We start from the raw sequence: 16041 nt of genomic DNA on the forward strand, positions 1-16041 counted from the left end.
CCCCCTTACTGGATTTGGATGAGAACAGCGGTGACATTGTCGGGCGCCCCACGGGACAGGGCCACGTCCAGCATCCGCTGGCAGCAAGTCTCCGGCTCACCGCCGTGGAGGGCCTCATACAGCATCTCCTGATCGGTGAGGGTGTTGGAGAGCCCATCGGTACACAGCAGCAAAAACTCCCCGCCGCTCAGCTCCACCTGGTAGAGGTCGGTGCGGGACTGCCGCTCCGAACCCAGCGCCCGGGTGATGAGGTTTTTCTGGGGATGCTGCCGGGCCTGTTCCGGCGTGATGTCGCCCCGGTGGACCAGGTCCTCCACCACGGAATGATCCCTCGTCACCTTTACGATGCCCTCTTCCCCAATCCGATAGGCCCGGCTGTCCCCGATGTTGAGCACGTCGGCGCACCGGCCGTGGACCAGGGCAGCCACCATGGTGGTCCCCATCCCCCGGCACTCCGGCTCCTGACTGGCCTTGTGAAAGACGGCGTCGTTGGCCAGGGCGGCGGCCTTGGCCAGGTGCTCTCCCGGCGTTTGAAGCAGCTCTTCCGGCGACAGCGACTCCAAATATTCCGATGCCTTTTCCACCGCCAGAGAGCTGGCCACATTGCCCGCCCGGGCGCCCCCCATCCCGTCGCACACCACGGCTAGGACCAGATCGTCCTCCATGAGGCTTAAGTAGTATGAATCCTGATTTTGAACGCGCACCGCGCCCTGATCCGTGATACCCCAAGCTCGTATCATTCTGCTTCCTCCATGCGTTTGCGCCGCAGTTGCCCACAGGACGCATCGATATCCCCGCCCAGCTTCCGCCGGACGGTAGTCGTCACACCGTGACCTTCCAATCGTTTCTGAAATTCCCGCACCCGCCGGCTGGGTTTGAGGGGGCTCTCCTCCACGTCGTTGAGGGGGATCAGATTGACGTGGCCCGGCGTCCCCTTCAAATATTTGGCCAGCAGGTCGGCCTGCCAGTCGGCGTCGTTGACCCCGTCGATCATGGCGTACTCATAAGAGATCCGCCGCCCCGTGGTCTCAAAGTACCGGCGGCAGCAGGAAAACAGCGCCTCCACGCCCGTACTTCGGTTCACCGGCATGATCTGGGAGCGGGTCTCATCATCCGGGGCGTGGAGCGAGACCGACAGGGTTAATTGTAACTGACATTGGGCCAATTTGTCAATTTGCTCGATCAGCCCGCAGGTGGACAGCGAGATATGCCGCATCCCTATATTCAGCCCATCCGGGCTGTTGACCAGCTCCAGGAACCGCAGAACGGTCTCCATGTTGTCCAGCGGCTCTCCGATCCCCATTAAGACGATGTTGGACACCGGCTGACCGGAATCCACCTGGGTAAACAATACCTGATCCAGCATCTCCGCAGGTGTCAAGTTTCTGACCTTGCCGCCGATGGTGGAGGCGCAGAATACGCAGCCCATCCGGCAGCCGACCTGAGAGGAGATACAGACAGTATTCCCATGGTGATAGCGCATCAAAACGGTTTCGACACAATTACCGTCTCCCAGGCGCCACAAGTACTTGATGGTCCCATCCAGCCGGGATTCCTGTTTGCGCTCCACAGTGGGCACCGTGATAAAACAGGTTTGCGCCAGCTTGTCCCGCAGGGCTTTGGAGAGGTTCGTCATCTCATCGAAAGAGGTAACGCCCCGGTGGAGCCATTGGAAAATCTGCTTCCCCCGGAATCCGGGCTCCCCCATCTCTTTCATCAGGCCGGTCATCTCGGCCAGGGTCATTGATTTCAGATCCAGCAACGGGCTTCCTCCTTCCCTCTGCCCTCAGCGCGTTCTGCGCAGCTTGGCAAAGAAAAATCCATCGGTGCCGTGGCGGTGGGGCCACAGGGTCACCATCCCTTCCGAGGCCCCCACATGCCCGGGAAGGGTAAACGGCTCAAGTGTAAAGTTAGTATCCTTGTCCAAAAACCAGGATACGACTGCCTCGTTTTCCCGTCGGAGCAGCGTACAGGTGGCGTAAAGGAGCACGCCGCCGGGCCGGACATAGCGGGAAACGTTCTCCAAAATAGCCCTCTGCACACCGGGCAGTCCCCCCAAGGGCTCAGGGTCCTTATAACGGATATCCGGCTTTTTCCGAATGATCCCCAGCCCGGAACAGGGCACATCCGCGATGACCAGGTCGAAGCGCCCGGCCAGCTCAGGGTCAAAGGCCTTGCCATCCATCACGGCGGCGGTGATGCTGTGGATGCCCAGACGCCTTGCCCCCTGTTCGATCAACGCCTGTTTATGGGGGTGGATATCGCAGGAGCAAATAGAGCCGCTGTCCCCCATGGCGATGGCGGCAGCGAAAGATTTGCCGCCGGGCGCGGCGCAGGCGTCCAGCACGGCCATTCCAGGCTCCGGCCCGGCCGCCAGCACCGCCAGACGGGCGGCGGCGTCCTGAATATAGATCGTCCCGTTTTGGAAGGCGTCCAGCCCTTCCAGATTTCCGGTATCCTCCAGCTCCAGGCAGTCGGGCAGCCAGGGATGGGGGCGCACAGTGACTCCGGCAGCCGTCAGTTCCGCCGCCGTCTCTTCCGTCGTGGCCTTCAGGGTATTGACCTGGGCCTGGATAGGCGGTTCCCCGTTGTCCGCGGCCAGCAGCGCCTCGATCTCCTCCGGGCCCACCGCATTGGTCAGCTCCCTGACCAGCCATTCCGGGTGGCTGTAACGAACAGACAGCTCCTCCGGCTGGGGCAGCCCCTCTTTCCGCTCCCGCTCCACCGTCCGTAAAACGGCGTTGACCAGGGCGGCGGAACGCGGGTTCCGGCTGCGTTTCCGGGTGAGGGCCACCGATTCATTGACCGCGGCATGGACCGGGATCCGGTCCATAAACAGGAGTTGATAAAGGCCTAGGCGAAGAGCCCCCCGTACCGGAAGCTCCATTTTTTCGGGCTTTACCGAGGAAAAACGGGTCAGATACCAGTCCAGCAGGAGTCTGTTTTGCTGGACGCCAAAGACCAGCCTGGTGCAAAGCCCGGCGTCCCGGCCGTCCAGCCCGGCCTGCCGGATGGCGTTGCGGAGATAGCCGTCGGACCAGGCCCCCTGCTTTTCACAGGCAATGAGGCAGTTCAGCGCCACCTCCCGGGCGGAAAGGGCCATCAAAGGGCACTCCCCGTCTCCAGGGGATGCCCCCGAAGGTAATCCGCGGAGCGCATCCGTTTCCCGCCGTCCGGCTGGAGCTCCAGGACGCGCAGGGCCCCTTCGCCGCAGGCCACCAGCAGGCCGCCCTTCCCGGCCTCCAGCACGGTCCCGGGCCTGCCGGTTCCCGGCTCCACCGACGTAGCGAATATCTTACAGCGCACACCGCCTACCTGAGCGGTGGCGGCGGGCCAGGGGATCAGACCCCGGACTTGATCGTGAAGGGCCTGGGCGGGTCTGGTGAAATCCATGGGCGACAGCTCCCGGTCCAGCATGGGGGCCAGGGTCACCTGGCTCTCGTCCTGGGCCGTCCGGGGAGCGGTCCCAGTCTCGATTTTCCCCACTGTCTCCACCAAAAGTTTCCCGCCCAGCTCAGCCAGCCGGGCGGTGAGCTCGGGGGCGGTCTCGTCCGGGCCGATCTCCGTTTCGGTCTGGGAGATGATATCTCCTGCATCCAGGGCCGCGGCCATATGCATGATGGTGATCCCAGTCACCCGGTCTCCATTCAGGATGGCCCAGTTAATGGGGGCGGCACCCCGGTACTTTGGCAGCAGGGACGAATGGACGTTGATACAGCCCAAAGGCGGGCAGTCCAAGATATCCTGCGGCAGGATACGGCCGTAGGCGGCCACCACGATCAGCTGGGGGGCCAACGCCTGAATTTGAGCCAGCGCCGTCCCGTCCCGCAGCTTTACCGGCTGAAATACGGGAATATCATGGGACATGGCACATTCCTTTACAGGCGTTGGAAGCAGCTTCATCCCCCGGTTTTTGGGTTTGTCCGGCTGGGTGAATACGCCGCAGATGGTATGCCCAGCGGCCACCAGGGCCTCCAGGGAGGGCACGGCAAACTCAGGCGTGCCCATGAATAGGATCCTCATTTCCGCTTTTTCTCCTGTCTGGTGAGAAGCTCATCCAGCTCCTCGGAAGTATAGAGTTTGTCCGTGTGCTCGGTAAAAATATGGCCGTCCAGATGTTCGATCTCGTGACAGAAGCAGCGGGCCACCATCTCTTCCCCTTCTGCCTCAAACCATTTGCCGCTGCGGTCCTGGGCCTTTACCCGGACCTTCATGGGCCGCTTCACCATGCCCCAACGGCCAGGTACGGAGAGGCAGCCCTCAAAGCCGTCCTGCTCCCCCTCCTGATCCAGCAGCTCGGGATTGACCAGCTCCAGCATCTCGTCGTTGGCGTCCACCACGATCACGATCCGGCGGAGAATACCGATTTGGGGCGCGGCCAGGCCAGCTCCGTTGGCGTTGGCCAAAGTGGCCTTCAAATCGTCCAGCAGAGAGCCCAATTTCTCGTCAAACTGTGTGACCGGGTGGCACTTTTTGTGCAGGACCGGGTCCTCATCGGTCAAAATCTTTCGTATCGCCATGATATCCTCCTAATTCATGGGGTCTATGTCCGCTGTGATGGACACGCCCCGGTTTTTTCGGTCCGCCTGGGCGCAGCGCACCAGGTGGGCCACCAACGCCCGAAACAAGCGAATGTTTTCCGCCATCAGCGTCAGCCGGTAGCGGTAGCGGTTATTTACCTTTGTGATGGCGGCGGGGGCCGGCCCCAGGACTTGGCAGGAAAAGCCCCGATAAGGCTCCGCCCCCAGCCAGCCCAGAAGGGTGTCCCGCAGCATGGCGCACACCCGGAGGGTCTGTCCCTCCTCGGCGCCGGAGACTGTAATAACAAAGAAGGATGAAAAGGGCGGACAGTTGCGGACCTTTCTCAACCCGATCTCCTGCTCGTAAAAATGGTCGTAATCCTGCCGGGCGGCGGCGGTGATAACGTCGTTTTCCGGGGTAAAGGTCTGGATGATGGCCCGGCCCGCTTTGCTGCCACGGCCCGCCCGGCCCACCACCTGGGTAATGAGAGAAAATGTGCGCTCTCCTGCCCGGTAATCGTCTAGGTAGAGTCCCTGATCGGCGGAGATGACCCCCACCAGCGTGACATTTTCAAAATCCAGCCCCTTGGCCACCATTTGGGTCCCCACCAGAATGGGAATCCTCTCTTCCCGAAACCGGGCCAGAAGCTTTTCATGGGACTGGCTGGCAGTGACGGTATCGGCGTCCATCCGCATCACTTCCACGTCTGGAAAGAGCTCCTTGAGCGTCTCCTCCACCCTCTGGGTCCCGGCTCCCACAAATTCCAGCGCGCCGCCGCAGTCGGGACAGCTGTCCGGCATGGGCTCGGAGTGGCCGCAGTAATGGCACATGAGCCGGTGATTGGCGGAGTGGTACGTCAGATAGGCCGAACACCTGGGACAGCTGGGCACCTGCCCGCAGTGGACGCAGGTCACCATCCGGCTGGCGCCCCTCCGGTTCAGAAAGAGGATGCTCTGCTCGCCCCGCTTCAGGTTTTCTTCTAGGGCCTGCCGCAGGGGAAGGCTCAGCGGAGAGGTGTTCCCGGCCTGGAGCTCCTCTTTCATATCGGCCAGAAAAACGGCGGGCAGCTCCCGCTCATTGTAGCGCCGGGCCAGAGTAAAGAGACGGTAGTCTCCCTGGCGGGCGTGGTACATGGTCTCCACCGAGGGGGTGGCGGACCCCAGCACCAACAGCGCCCCGTTCCGCTGGGCCCGGTATTTCGCCACGTCCCTGGCGTGGTAGCGGGGCACGTTTTCCGATTTATAGCTCCCCTCCTGCTCCTCGTCCAGGATGACGAGGCCCAGCCGTTCCAGGGGGGCGAACACGGCAGAGCGGGTCCCGATGACCACCTGGGCCTTTCCCGTTCGGATCCGCTTCCACTCATCGTAGCGCTCTCCCGCCCGCAGGGAACTGTGGAGCACCGCCACCTCGTCCCCGAAATGGGCGGTGTAGATGGCCATGAGCTGCGGGGTGAGGGCGATCTCCGGCACCAGCGTGAGAGCCGTCTTGCCCCGCTTCAATGTCTCCTCGATCAGCCGGAGGTAAACCTGGGTCTTTCCGCTTCCGGTGACTCCGTACAGGAGGGCCACCGCCGCCGTCCCAGCCTCCGCCATGGCGTTGAGTCCCTGAAAGGCGGCATCCTGCTCCCGGTTCAGTTTGACCGGCCCGGCGGGCTCCACATGATCCGGCCCGGCCCGGCGGAAAACCTCTTGTTCCGTTATGGTCACAAGTCCGCTTTTTTCCAGGGAGCGTATGGTGGCGTTGGCGGCGCCCGTAAAATAACAGACCTCTTTGACCGCGGCCTCCCCGATCCCCGCCAACAGCTCCACCACGGCATAGCGCAGAGGCGCCGTCTTTCGCTTGGGGGTTACCTGTGCCAGGGCCTCTTCCGGCGGGATGGCCAGAGAGATCAGCTTTTCCGTCTTATCCCCCACGCCGCGGGCGGCACTGGTCTCCAGCGCCAAAACGCCCTTTCCCAGCAAGGAACGCAGAGCCGGGCCGGGATCTTTGGTCCCAAAGGCTTCCCGGATCTGCGCCGCCTCCAGGCCGCTCTGCCGGACGGAGACCAGCTCCACCACCTGCCGCTCGTATTTGGAGCGTCCGGCGGCCTCCAGGGCAGCCTCTTTCTCTATGCCGTCGGCCAGCCGGTAGCAGTCCTGCAAGGCGTAATAGAGCCCGGCGGGGAGCATGGCCCGGACGGCGTCATACACGGTACAGAACCACCGCTCCCGCATCCAAAGTGCCGTGCGGATGCCCTCGTCAGTGAGGACGGGCTCTTCATCCAGACAGGCCAGAATGGATTTCAGCCGCTTGTCAAGGTTCTCAGCGGTCTCCACCGCCAGGACGATCCCCTCCGTCCTACGGTTTCCCGCCCCAAAGGGGACGATCACCCGGACGCCGGGAGACAGTTCGGCCAGCTCGGCGGGGATCAGATAGTCATAGGGCTTGTCAATGGCAAATGTGGCCGCCGAAAGCGCGATCTTGGCAATCAGAACCGGCACGCCGACGTCCCCCCTTATATCCCGGAAAAGGCAAGCGACCGGGCCGTGACCCGCCGCTTGCCTTTCATGTTACACTTCCTCAGAGGGCTCCACATCCCCGCGGGCCACCTCGTTCAGGGCCAGGGTAACGGGCTTCTCATCCAGAGGATAGCCCTCGTCCTCCGCCTGGCTGGCAATCTGCCGGGCCCGGTGGGCCACCACGTTCACCAGCATGTAGCGGCTGGGGACCTGTTTCAAAAGGTCGTTCATAGCGGGTTCAAGCATCATAAGACATCAAACTCCTTCAACTAAATTCATCCGGTACTTGGTGCGGCATCCCTCCGCCACCAGAATGGACATGATCTCGGCGGCAGCGTCGGACACCTTATCGTTGACGACAAGGTAGTCGTAATGGGAAATCTCCTTATATTCCTCCCGGGCTTTTCTCAGGCGGCCCTCAATGACGGACTCGTCATCCGTGTTGCGGCTGTGAAGGCGGCGGGAAAGCTCTTCAAAGGAAGGCGGGATAATAAAAATAAAAACGGCGTCGGGACACTTGTCCCGCACCTTGGCCGCCCCCTGCACCTCGATATCCAGCAGCACGTCAATGCCGGCGGCCAGCTTTTCCTCGATCACTCTGAGGGAGGTCCCGTAGTAATTATCGACATACTGGGCGTACTCTAAAAACTCGCCACGGCCGATCATGCCCTCAAAGGTTTCTTTGGAGACAAAACAATAGTTGACGCCGTCCTCCTCCCCCACCCTGGGTTTCCGGGTGGTAAAGGAAACGGAAAAGTAGATGTCGGACCGTTCGCTGAGAAGTTCGGAGATCACCGTGCTCTTTCCCACGCCCGAGGGCCCGGAGAGAACGATGAGCTGGCCTCTCTGCTTCTTTCGTATCACGTGGCGTCCTCCTCCTCAATGACCGCCTCCGGCTCCTTCCCGCCCGCTCTGGCGGCAACCGTCTCCGGCTGGAGGGCCGAGAGGACGATATGGTCACTGTCCATAATGAGGACGGCCCGGGTCCGGCGGCCATAGGTGGCGTCGATCAGGTTTCCGCTGTCCCGCGCCTCCTGGACCATCCGTTTGATGGGGGCCGAATCAGGTCCCACGATGGCAATGAGCCGTCCGGCTGAAATCATGTTGCCAAAGCCCACATTGATCAGCTTCACCCGCTTCGCCCTCCTTTTCTATTCCAGGTTTTGAATCTGCTCCCGGATCTTCTCGATCTCCGCCTTGATGTCCACCACCAGGCGGCCGGTCTCCACGTCGTTGCACTTGGAGCCAATGGTGTTGGCTTCCCGGTTGAACTCCTGAATGAGGAAATCCAGCTTCCGTCCCACGCTGCCGCCCTGCTCCAGCATCCCGGCCAGCTGATCCAGATGGCTTCTCAGCCGGACGGTCTCCTCATCCACGGCCACTTTGTCTGCGTAAATGGCGGCCTCAGTGAGGATACGGCTTTCGTCGATCTGGGTGCTGCCCAGGATCTCCTGCAATTTGGCGGTGAGCTTGGCCCGGTAATCGGCCACGATGCCGGGGGCGCGCTCCTCCACCTGGGCGGTGAGTTGTTTGATGGTCTCAGCCCGGTTCCGCACATCCTCCGCAAGCTTAGCGCCCTCCCGCTCCCGCATGGCGTCGAACTCGTCCAAGGCCTTGCTCAGAGCCTCCAAAAGCCCGGCAACCGCCTCGTCCCGGTCCTCTTCCGTCCGCTCCACCAAAAACACGTCGGGGAACCGGGAGAGCAGAGATACGGAGATATCGTCGGCCAGACTGTATGCGTCGGCCAGTTCCCGCAGGGCGCTGTAATACCCGTCGGCCACCGGCCGGTTCACCGAGATGGAGACACCGCCGGTCTCAGAGGGGCCCACTGAGAGATAGACCTCCACCTTTCCCCGGCTCACCCGCTGCTGGACCGCCGCTTTGACGGCGTCCTCGGCAAAATTGTACATCCGGGGAAGCTTGACGACACAGTCCAGATAGCGGTTGTTCACCGAGCGGATCTCAGCGGTAATGGCGTGTCCGTTCCACACCGACTCTCCCCTGCCGTAGCCGGTCATGCTTTTGATCACAGGCACCGCTTCCCTTCTGAACGATGTATTATACCACAAAATAGGTCTGTTGAAAAGCCTTGCTCCTCAGCAGCACGGGCTGGCGCAGCTGATACACATGCAGGTCGTACAGGGATCGCACCCGGCGTAGCCGTATCCCGCGGGCCGGTAGCTGGCGCCGCCCTGCTGCATCATGGACAACGCCTGACGGTATTCGGTGTTCCCCGGCTCCATGGAACAGGCGGTCTGAAAGTGCTGGGTGGCCTCATCCAGCCAGCCCTTTTGATAGGCCACATAGCCGGTGAGAAAATGCCACTCGGCGTCCTGACGGGGTGCCGTACGAAGCAGCTGTTCCGCCTGAGCCAGATTCCCCAGGTTGATGGCCTGCCGCACTTGGGCGTACAGCGCATCGCCGCCGGTATACTGCTGATGAGTATACTGTTGCTGCTGATACCGCTGCTGCTGGTAGCCGCCGTATTGGCTCTGCCCACCGCCGCCGGAGCGGGAGCGGTTGATCGAGTCGTAGGCCTCGTTGATCTCTTTCATCTTTTCCTCGGCCAGGTCAGCCAGAGGATTGTTTTGGTAGTTGTCCGGATGGTACTTCCGGGCCAGATCACGATAGGCCTTTTTGATCTCCTCGTCACTGGCACCAGGGTCTACGCCAAGGATGCTGTAAGGATCATTCATCGGTCGTTTCTCCTGTGTCTCTTTTGATAGTCCCGCCACTGACCGGAGAAGACCAACTCCTCCACGCCGGGAAGACCGCTGTATAAAATATTCTCCACCACCGGCGACCACTCTGTCCGCTCCAACAGCTGGAACGCGGCCCCGGCCAAGGCCAGAGAGTGGTCCATGGTCCGGCGCAGGTAGCTCTGCTCCTCCTGCCCCCACTCCGGAAAGCGGCAGGCCACCGGATTATACCGCCCCGCCTTTTGGTCCTCGGCCAGGTCGTCCACCGCGTCGACGAGATAGATCCACCTGCCCAAATGGTAGAGGAGCTGTTCCAGCGCCCGGTCCCGGACGGCGTCCCCTGTCATGGGGGCGGCGGCGCTCAACAGCCGGGCAAAGCAGTCCGCCGTCTGGTCGATGGAAGGACAGCGGCGCCCCTCCAGGGCGCGCAGCTCCACAAGATCTTCCGCCACACGGGCGTCAAAACCGGGGCAGGCCGCCCTGGCCTTCCGATAGGCGGCACGCAACCCCAAAGACAGGAAGCGTGCCCCCAGGCGGGCAAAGAATCCTCCGTCGGCGATGGTGTCCTGAAGCTTCCACCAGGTCAGAACGACGCTCTCGTCCGCCGCCAGGTCCAGCCAATCCCGCTCCAGGCACGTCGGCTTTCCTTTGACAGGATGGACGGGACAGCGGCGGCACTCCGCTGGTTTTCCCTCTCCCGCCGGAGCAAGGAGCATGGCCAGCAGGACAAAGTCATAGCTGAGAAACATGCGGCTGAACAGTCCCCGCCGGCGGCCCAAGCTGTGGCACAGCCCGCAGTAGGCCGACTCATAGCCGGCCAAGCACTCCGGGGTAAGGGTGTCCTGCCTCGCTCTGACGTAGCCGAACACGCTCAGCCCTCGAGAGAGGAAATGATCTTAAAAATAACGGGGCTGTGATTCTTCCGGTAGCGGTCCAGCCCCATAGCGGCCAGCAGGCCCAGTACGAAGCCCACACCGCCCATGGCGATGGAGACCCCTTCCGTCAAGGACATTGCCCCCCCCAGAAGATAGAGGGCGAAAAAGAGGACGAAGGGGACGACATACAACAGGACCGCAGCCCCCAAAACACTGGAAGTGGCGCTCTCCACGGTGACGGTGTCCCCGGGCCGGGCCCCGTTGGGGTTTTCCGCCACCACTATGATCTCGGGCGCGTTTTCCATCATGCTGCAATGATCGCAGGAACCACACTTATGGGCACTGGCGCAGGCGGAGGTCCGGCGGACCATCACTTCCGCGTAACCGGGGCTGACGGAACGGATGACTTGTGCTGTTTGTTTCATAATGCTGAGAACTCCTTATCTGCTGATGGATACCACAATGTTATACTCACCCACCACGCCCACGTCACTCCTGCCGTCCAGGTACACTTTGACGGGGATGGTCTGCGTGCCGGTGGCCGCCACGGCCTGTCCCAGGTCGGCCACAATGCGGAGCTGAGAGGGGCTCACCGAGGCTACGGCTTCCTCCGAGCCCCGGATCTGAACCTGGCGGGACTGAGTCACCGCCGTGGCCGTATAGCCGGCGGGCTTATTGATCAGCTCGATGTTGTCCACCTCCAGCGTGGCGGTGGTCAGCCCCTCTACCGTGATCGTCACCGCCGCCTCACTGACGCCGCTGACGTTGGTCAGCTCAGGGGCAAGGGTGATGGGGAACGAGAGCGTGTCACTGCCCAGGACCTTGGCCAGGTCAATATCGCCCAGGGAAATCTCCTTTACCCCCTCCAGGTCTCCGGCGCTGCCGGCGACCATGATGGTCTTGGGCGAGATCTCATATGTGATATTGTCCTTGGTGGCACCGCCGCCGGGCAGGATATTGACCGTGAGAGGAACCTCTTTGATCTGTACCACGGGAAGAGTTGTGCGGATCAGCGGCACATTGGTCTCCAGATTGGCCCCGTCCATCACCTCTTTGTTATAGGAAATGAAGACATAGGGCAAATCTCCGCTGTAAGTCTCAGAAAGCTCGGTCTTATCCAGAGTCACCTGGGCGTAGTCGATCTGGTTGACCAGCGACTCCTCTCCCTTGACTTCAATGGTGGATGGCGAGAAGGAAAACTCTCCGGCCTGGTATCCCTCCGCCACGCCGCCGGTAAAATTGGGCTGAACCGGCACGGTACGGACGGCGAGCTTGGCTACTGTAAACTCCACATTCAGCGGATGGCGGTCAATGATGGAGACCGTTCCGCCCACGCTGGGCGTGACCTGATAGGCCTGCGTGTAGGTCCCCGGCTGAGCGATGGAGGACACGTCAATGGTGACGGAGACCGTCTCCCCGGAGAGCTTGTTGACCAGGTCCCGCTTCCCCTTGACATTGATCGTGACGGTCCGATCCAGGCCGTCACTGATCATCAGCCCCCGGTCTTCCAAAACGTCAAGCCCCACAAAACTCACGGGCAGATTGCGGACTACCCCGTCGATCTCGGGGTTGACCACCTTCCCGACATACATCCATAAAACAACGGCGATGAGGACGGAGAGGACGATGTACAGCCCCTTATTTTTCTTTGCTGTCTCCATCTTTCCTCTCCTCCTTCTTCCCCCGGAACAGAGCGGGCAGCTTGAAGCGGGAACCGCTCTCTTCCTTCTGCTCCGGCAGCAGCTCATTGCGGAGCAGCCGCTCCAGCGTCTCGGGGGCCAAGTGCCGTTTCAGCATCCCGCCCACCGCCACCGAGATGGACCCGGTCTCCTCGGAGACGATGGCCACCACAGCGTCGGTCTGCTCGCTGACGCCGATCCCGGCCCGGTGGCGCATCCCGAGGTCCCGGGAGAGATTCACGTTCCCGGACATGGGCAGCATGCACCCGGCACCCACGATATGTCCGTTGCGGACGATGACAGCCCCGTCATGAAGGGGGGCCTTGTTCCAGAAAATGTTCTTCAAAAGCTCGCTGTTCACCACGGCGTCCAGGCTCGTACCGGTCCGGATGGCGTCATCCAGCATGTTTTTCCGCTCAAAAACCATCAGGGCGCCGGTCTTGCTCTTGGACAGCGAAGTATAGGCCTCCACCGTCTGGACGATGGCGTTTTCCAGCTCATCGGGCACGTCCTGGTGGCTGACAAACACCGTGCCCAGACTGCTGCTCCCCACCTGTTCCAGGATCTTGCGCAGCTCGGGCTGAAAGAGGATGACCAGTGCCAGCACGCCCCACTCCAGCATTTTGCTGAGGAGGAAGTTGACGGTATACAGATGGCACAGGTTGGACAGCCCCAGCGCGGCCACCACCAGCACGATGCCCTTAGCCACCTTCCCGGAGCTGGTGGAACGGATCAGGTCGATCAGCTTGTAGATGAGGAAGGCCATGATGGCGATATCGATGATATCCGTAATGGCGATGTTGCCAAAATTGGTAAAAAGCCGCTCCACCATCGCGATCATCTGGTCCATCTCATTCCCTCCCCTCCGTGTAAAAATCCAGCGCGCTCCGGCATGGTCACACATTCTCCTGCTTATCTAAGATATTATACTTGATTTGTATGTCCTGCGCAAGGGCGGCAAACGTGAATTTTTCCTGAATTTATCTTCCTTTTTTACCGTGAGCCCGTCCACTTTTGCATGGACCGAAAAAAGAGGCCCCCGAAGGGGCCCCTCTTCTGTCAGCCGGCCAGCCGGCTCACCTCGGAAACAAACCGCTTGACCTCGGCGGCTGTGTTAAAGTCGGAGAAGCTGGAGCGGACCGTACCCCGTTCCAGCGTCCCGGCGGTCTGGTGGGCGTAGGGGGCGCAGTGGAGTCCCGCGCGGACGGCGATCCCCCGCTCCCCCAGCGTTTCCCCGACTGCCTCGCAGTCCTGTCCCGCCACGGAGAAGGAGAGCACCCCGGCCTGCTTTTCCACGTCTCCGGCGGCGTATACCGTAACGTTGGGGATCGCGGTCAGTCCCCTGGCCGCCTGGGACACCAGCGACTGCTCATGCCGGAGGACCGCCAGCTCCCCACGCTTCGCCACATACCGGATCCCGGCCAGCAGACCGGCGATGCCGGGAACATTGTGCGTCCCGGCCTCCAGCCGGTCCGGGAGGAAGTCGGGCATCTCCTGCCTGGCTGAAAGGCTTCCCGTACCGCCCTCCAGCAGGGTGGCAGTGCCCTGTCCGTCCCCACAGAGCAGGAGGCCGGTCCCCTGGGGACCGTAGAGCCCCTTGTGCCCCGGCATCCCGATAAAAGCGCAGCCCAGCTCATCCATGTGGACCGGGAGGCATCCGGCGGACTGAGACGCGTCCAGGATAAAGGGCACTCCTCTGCGCCGGCACAGTTCCGCTACGCCCGCCACAGGCAGGATATAGCCGAACACGTTGGAGACGTGGGTACAGATGACGCACGTTACCTCCGGCGTGAGCTGCTCCTCAAAGGCTTCCAGCATGGCGTCCGGCCGGAACAGCGGGGCCCGGGCGACCTTGACCCGGCAGCCCAGAGCGGCCAGGGGGCGGGTGACGGCGTTGTGCTCGTAACCGGAGACCACCACCGTATCCCCGGGCTTTACCACGGACTTGATGGCCAGATTCAGCGCGTGGGTGGCGTTGAGGGTAAAGACCACGTTTCCGGGGTCCTCCAGATGAAAGAGTTCGGCGGCGGCTTGCCGACAGGCAAAGGCCGTATCAGCCGCCAGCATGGCCGGTTTGTGCCCGCCCCGCCCGGGGCTTGCCATATGCTCCATGGCATTGGCGACGGCCCGCCGGACCGAGGGCGGTTTTTGCAGGGTGGTGGCCGCGCTGTCCAGATAGATCATCAGAGCAGCACCTCCTTGTAGCTTCCATCGCTGGCCATGATGAATACCCGTTTGGGAGAGAGACCCACACGGGCCAGCGTCACCAGCGCCGGAGCCAGATTCCGCTCCGAGACCTTGACCGAGTGGCTGCACCCCTCGCTGTCGATCACTTTAGGCGAGCGGAGGAGGTGAGCTGTGATGCCCGCCCGCTCCAGTGCGGCCTGCGTCCGCTGGGCGTAGGTCAGGGAGCGGCAGACAATGAGATAATAGACCATCCGAATGACCATTCCTTTCCAAAGCTTGAGAGAAATGGCCTCCCATTGGGAGAGGCAAAAACGCTCCTCTCAGCGCATCATATGCGCCGGAGGAGCGTTTCGGAACCTGGTTCTACCGGTCTCCCGTCTCCAGCACCAGAGCCACGGCGTGGGCGGCGATGCCTTCCCCGTTTCCCGTAAAGCCCAAGTGCTCTTCGGTGGTCGCTTTGACATTGACCCGATCCGCCGGGACCCCAAGGCGATGGGCCAGGTTTTCCCGCATTTCTGCTAAAAAAGGCGCCAGCTTGGGGGCCTGGGCCACAATGGTGGCGTCCACATTGCCCACCCGGAAGCTACCCGCACGCAGGCGGGACATGACCTCCTCCAGCAGCTTGAGGCTGTCCGCCCCGGCAAAGGCGGGGTCACTGTCCGGAAAGAGATGTCCGATATCCCCCATGGCGCAGGCGCCCAGCAGGGCGTCCATCACAGCGTGGGTAAGTACGTCGGCGTCGGAGTGGCCCAGCAGGCCCTTTTCATAGGGGATGCGTACACCGCCGAGGATCAGTTCCCGGTCCTGAGTCAAGCGGTGTACATCATATCCGTGTCCGATCCTCACAGTTCTCCACGTCCTTCTAAAATAGACTCCGCCAGCGCGATGTCCTCCGGTGTCGTCAGTTTCAGATTTTCATAGGACCCGGCGGTCAGGTGCACCGGCATACCGAGCCGCTCAACGGCGGAGCAGTCGTCGGTGAGCTCCGCCCCCTCCGCCACGGCCTTTTCCAGCGCCCCCAGGATGAGGCCATGTTCAAAGACCTGGGGCGTCTGGACGGCGAAAAGCTCGGACCGGTCTGGCGTGGCCTCAACCACACCATTCACCGCCCGTTTGATGGTGTCCTTCACCGGCACCGCCGGAGCGGCGGCCCCCCACTGGGCGGCGGCCTCGATCACTTCCATTATCACTTCATATGTCACCAAAGGCCGGGCGGCGTCGTGGATGGCAATGAGCCCCGCGGCAGGCGTTACCTCCCGGATCCCCACCAATACGGATTCCGTCCGGGTCTCTCCCCCGACCACCACTTTATGTACCTTCTCCAAGGCGGCATCCCGGCACAGCTGCCCTATGGGGACGATCAAATCCTCCCGGGTCGCCACAATAATTTCCGTGATCCAGGGACACTCCTCCAGCGCCCGGAGCGTGCGGATGAGAACTGGGATCTCTCCCAGCGGCAAAAGCACTTTATCCTCCCCCATCCGGGTGGAACGGCCCGCCGCCGGAACTACGGCGGAACAGGTAAAGCCGGGTTCCCGCTCCCGCCGGAACAGGCGGTTCAACAATCCCATAGGGGCTCCCC

19 protein-coding genes are annotated in these 16041 nt (G+C 62.0%); all 19 read right to left on the reverse strand.

The window, feature by feature from the left end; genetic code table 11:
- Positions 1 to 5: 5 nt before the first annotated feature.
- Entirely contained in the window at positions 6 to 740 is a 735-nt protein-coding gene (locus AAEU42_RS08585; RefSeq protein ID WP_342233124.1) for a Stp1/IreP family PP2C-type Ser/Thr phosphatase, read from the reverse strand.
- Positions 737 to 1762, reverse strand: a complete 1026-nt coding sequence (gene rlmN / locus AAEU42_RS08590; RefSeq protein ID WP_342233125.1) for a dual-specificity RNA methyltransferase RlmN — start codon at positions 1760 to 1762, stop codon at positions 737 to 739. The genes AAEU42_RS08585 and rlmN overlap by 4 nt, the downstream gene beginning before the upstream one ends.
- A 24-nt stretch (positions 1763 to 1786) precedes the next feature.
- Complete coding sequence (rsmB, locus tag AAEU42_RS08595) at positions 1787 to 3103, reverse strand: 16S rRNA (cytosine(967)-C(5))-methyltransferase RsmB (RefSeq protein WP_342233126.1); 1317 nt, start codon at positions 3101 to 3103, stop codon at positions 1787 to 1789.
- Positions 3103 to 4023, reverse strand: coding sequence for a methionyl-tRNA formyltransferase (gene fmt / locus AAEU42_RS08600; RefSeq protein ID WP_342233127.1), 921 nt, complete (start codon positions 4021 to 4023; stop codon positions 3103 to 3105). Before fmt ends, rsmB begins: the two co-directional genes overlap by 1 nt.
- Positions 4020 to 4520, reverse strand: coding sequence for a peptide deformylase (gene def / locus AAEU42_RS08605; RefSeq protein WP_342233128.1), 501 nt, complete (start codon positions 4518 to 4520; stop codon positions 4020 to 4022). Before def ends, fmt begins: the two co-directional genes overlap by 4 nt.
- A 9-nt stretch (positions 4521 to 4529) precedes the next feature.
- Positions 4530 to 7001, reverse strand: coding sequence for a replication restart helicase PriA (gene priA / locus AAEU42_RS08610; RefSeq protein WP_342233129.1), 2472 nt, complete (start codon positions 6999 to 7001; stop codon positions 4530 to 4532).
- 69 nt (positions 7002 to 7070) lie between these two features.
- On the reverse strand, positions 7071 to 7268 hold the full coding sequence (rpoZ, locus tag AAEU42_RS08615) for a DNA-directed RNA polymerase subunit omega (protein WP_342233130.1): 198 nt from the start codon (positions 7266 to 7268) through the stop codon (positions 7071 to 7073).
- Between the two features lie 6 nt (positions 7269 to 7274).
- The gene (gene gmk, locus AAEU42_RS08620; RefSeq protein WP_342233131.1) at positions 7275 to 7883 is read right to left on the reverse strand and encodes a guanylate kinase; all 609 of its coding nucleotides are present in this window, start codon (positions 7881 to 7883) and stop codon (positions 7275 to 7277) included.
- Positions 7880 to 8152 (reverse strand): DUF370 domain-containing protein, encoded by a 273-nt coding sequence (locus tag AAEU42_RS08625; RefSeq protein WP_342233132.1) that lies wholly within the window; start codon positions 8150 to 8152, stop codon positions 7880 to 7882. Before AAEU42_RS08625 ends, gmk begins: the two co-directional genes overlap by 4 nt.
- 18 nt (positions 8153 to 8170) lie before the next feature.
- Positions 8171 to 9049: a YicC/YloC family endoribonuclease gene (locus AAEU42_RS08630; protein WP_342233133.1), complete on the reverse strand. Its 879-nt coding sequence runs from the start codon at positions 9047 to 9049 to the stop codon at positions 8171 to 8173.
- 66 nt (positions 9050 to 9115) lie between these two features.
- Positions 9116 to 9715 (reverse strand): J domain-containing protein, encoded by a 600-nt coding sequence (locus AAEU42_RS08635; RefSeq protein ID WP_342233134.1) that lies wholly within the window; start codon positions 9713 to 9715, stop codon positions 9116 to 9118.
- The gene (locus AAEU42_RS08640) at positions 9712 to 10587 is read right to left on the reverse strand and encodes a DUF5685 family protein (protein WP_342233135.1); all 876 of its coding nucleotides are present in this window, start codon (positions 10585 to 10587) and stop codon (positions 9712 to 9714) included. The genes AAEU42_RS08635 and AAEU42_RS08640 overlap by 4 nt, the downstream gene beginning before the upstream one ends.
- 2 nt (positions 10588 to 10589) lie before the next feature.
- Positions 10590 to 11018 (reverse strand): SoxR reducing system RseC family protein, encoded by a 429-nt coding sequence (locus AAEU42_RS08645; protein ID WP_342233136.1) that lies wholly within the window; start codon positions 11016 to 11018, stop codon positions 10590 to 10592.
- 15 nt (positions 11019 to 11033) lie between these two features.
- Positions 11034 to 12254 (reverse strand): CdaR family protein, encoded by a 1221-nt coding sequence (locus AAEU42_RS08650; RefSeq protein ID WP_342233137.1) that lies wholly within the window; start codon positions 12252 to 12254, stop codon positions 11034 to 11036.
- Positions 12232 to 13122 (reverse strand): diadenylate cyclase CdaA, encoded by an 891-nt coding sequence (cdaA, locus tag AAEU42_RS08655; protein ID WP_342233138.1) that lies wholly within the window; start codon positions 13120 to 13122, stop codon positions 12232 to 12234. The genes AAEU42_RS08650 and cdaA overlap by 23 nt, the downstream gene beginning before the upstream one ends.
- Positions 13123 to 13331: 209 nt before the next feature.
- The gene (locus AAEU42_RS08660) at positions 13332 to 14456 is read right to left on the reverse strand and encodes an aminotransferase class V-fold PLP-dependent enzyme (protein WP_342233139.1); all 1125 of its coding nucleotides are present in this window, start codon (positions 14454 to 14456) and stop codon (positions 13332 to 13334) included.
- Positions 14456 to 14722: a putative Se/S carrier protein gene (locus AAEU42_RS08665; protein ID WP_342233140.1), complete on the reverse strand. Its 267-nt coding sequence runs from the start codon at positions 14720 to 14722 to the stop codon at positions 14456 to 14458. Before AAEU42_RS08665 ends, AAEU42_RS08660 begins: the two co-directional genes overlap by 1 nt.
- Before the next feature lie 100 nt (positions 14723 to 14822).
- Complete coding sequence (gene ispF, locus AAEU42_RS08670) at positions 14823 to 15305, reverse strand: 2-C-methyl-D-erythritol 2,4-cyclodiphosphate synthase (RefSeq protein ID WP_342233141.1); 483 nt, start codon at positions 15303 to 15305, stop codon at positions 14823 to 14825.
- Positions 15302 to 16030, reverse strand: a complete 729-nt coding sequence (gene ispD, locus AAEU42_RS08675; protein ID WP_342233142.1) for a 2-C-methyl-D-erythritol 4-phosphate cytidylyltransferase — start codon at positions 16028 to 16030, stop codon at positions 15302 to 15304. The genes ispF and ispD overlap by 4 nt, the downstream gene beginning before the upstream one ends.
- Positions 16031 to 16041 lie beyond the last annotated feature (11 nt).

This window comes from Pseudoflavonifractor phocaeensis, assembly GCF_038439875.1.
Lineage (GTDB): Bacteria > Bacillota > Clostridia > Oscillospirales > Oscillospiraceae > Vermiculatibacterium.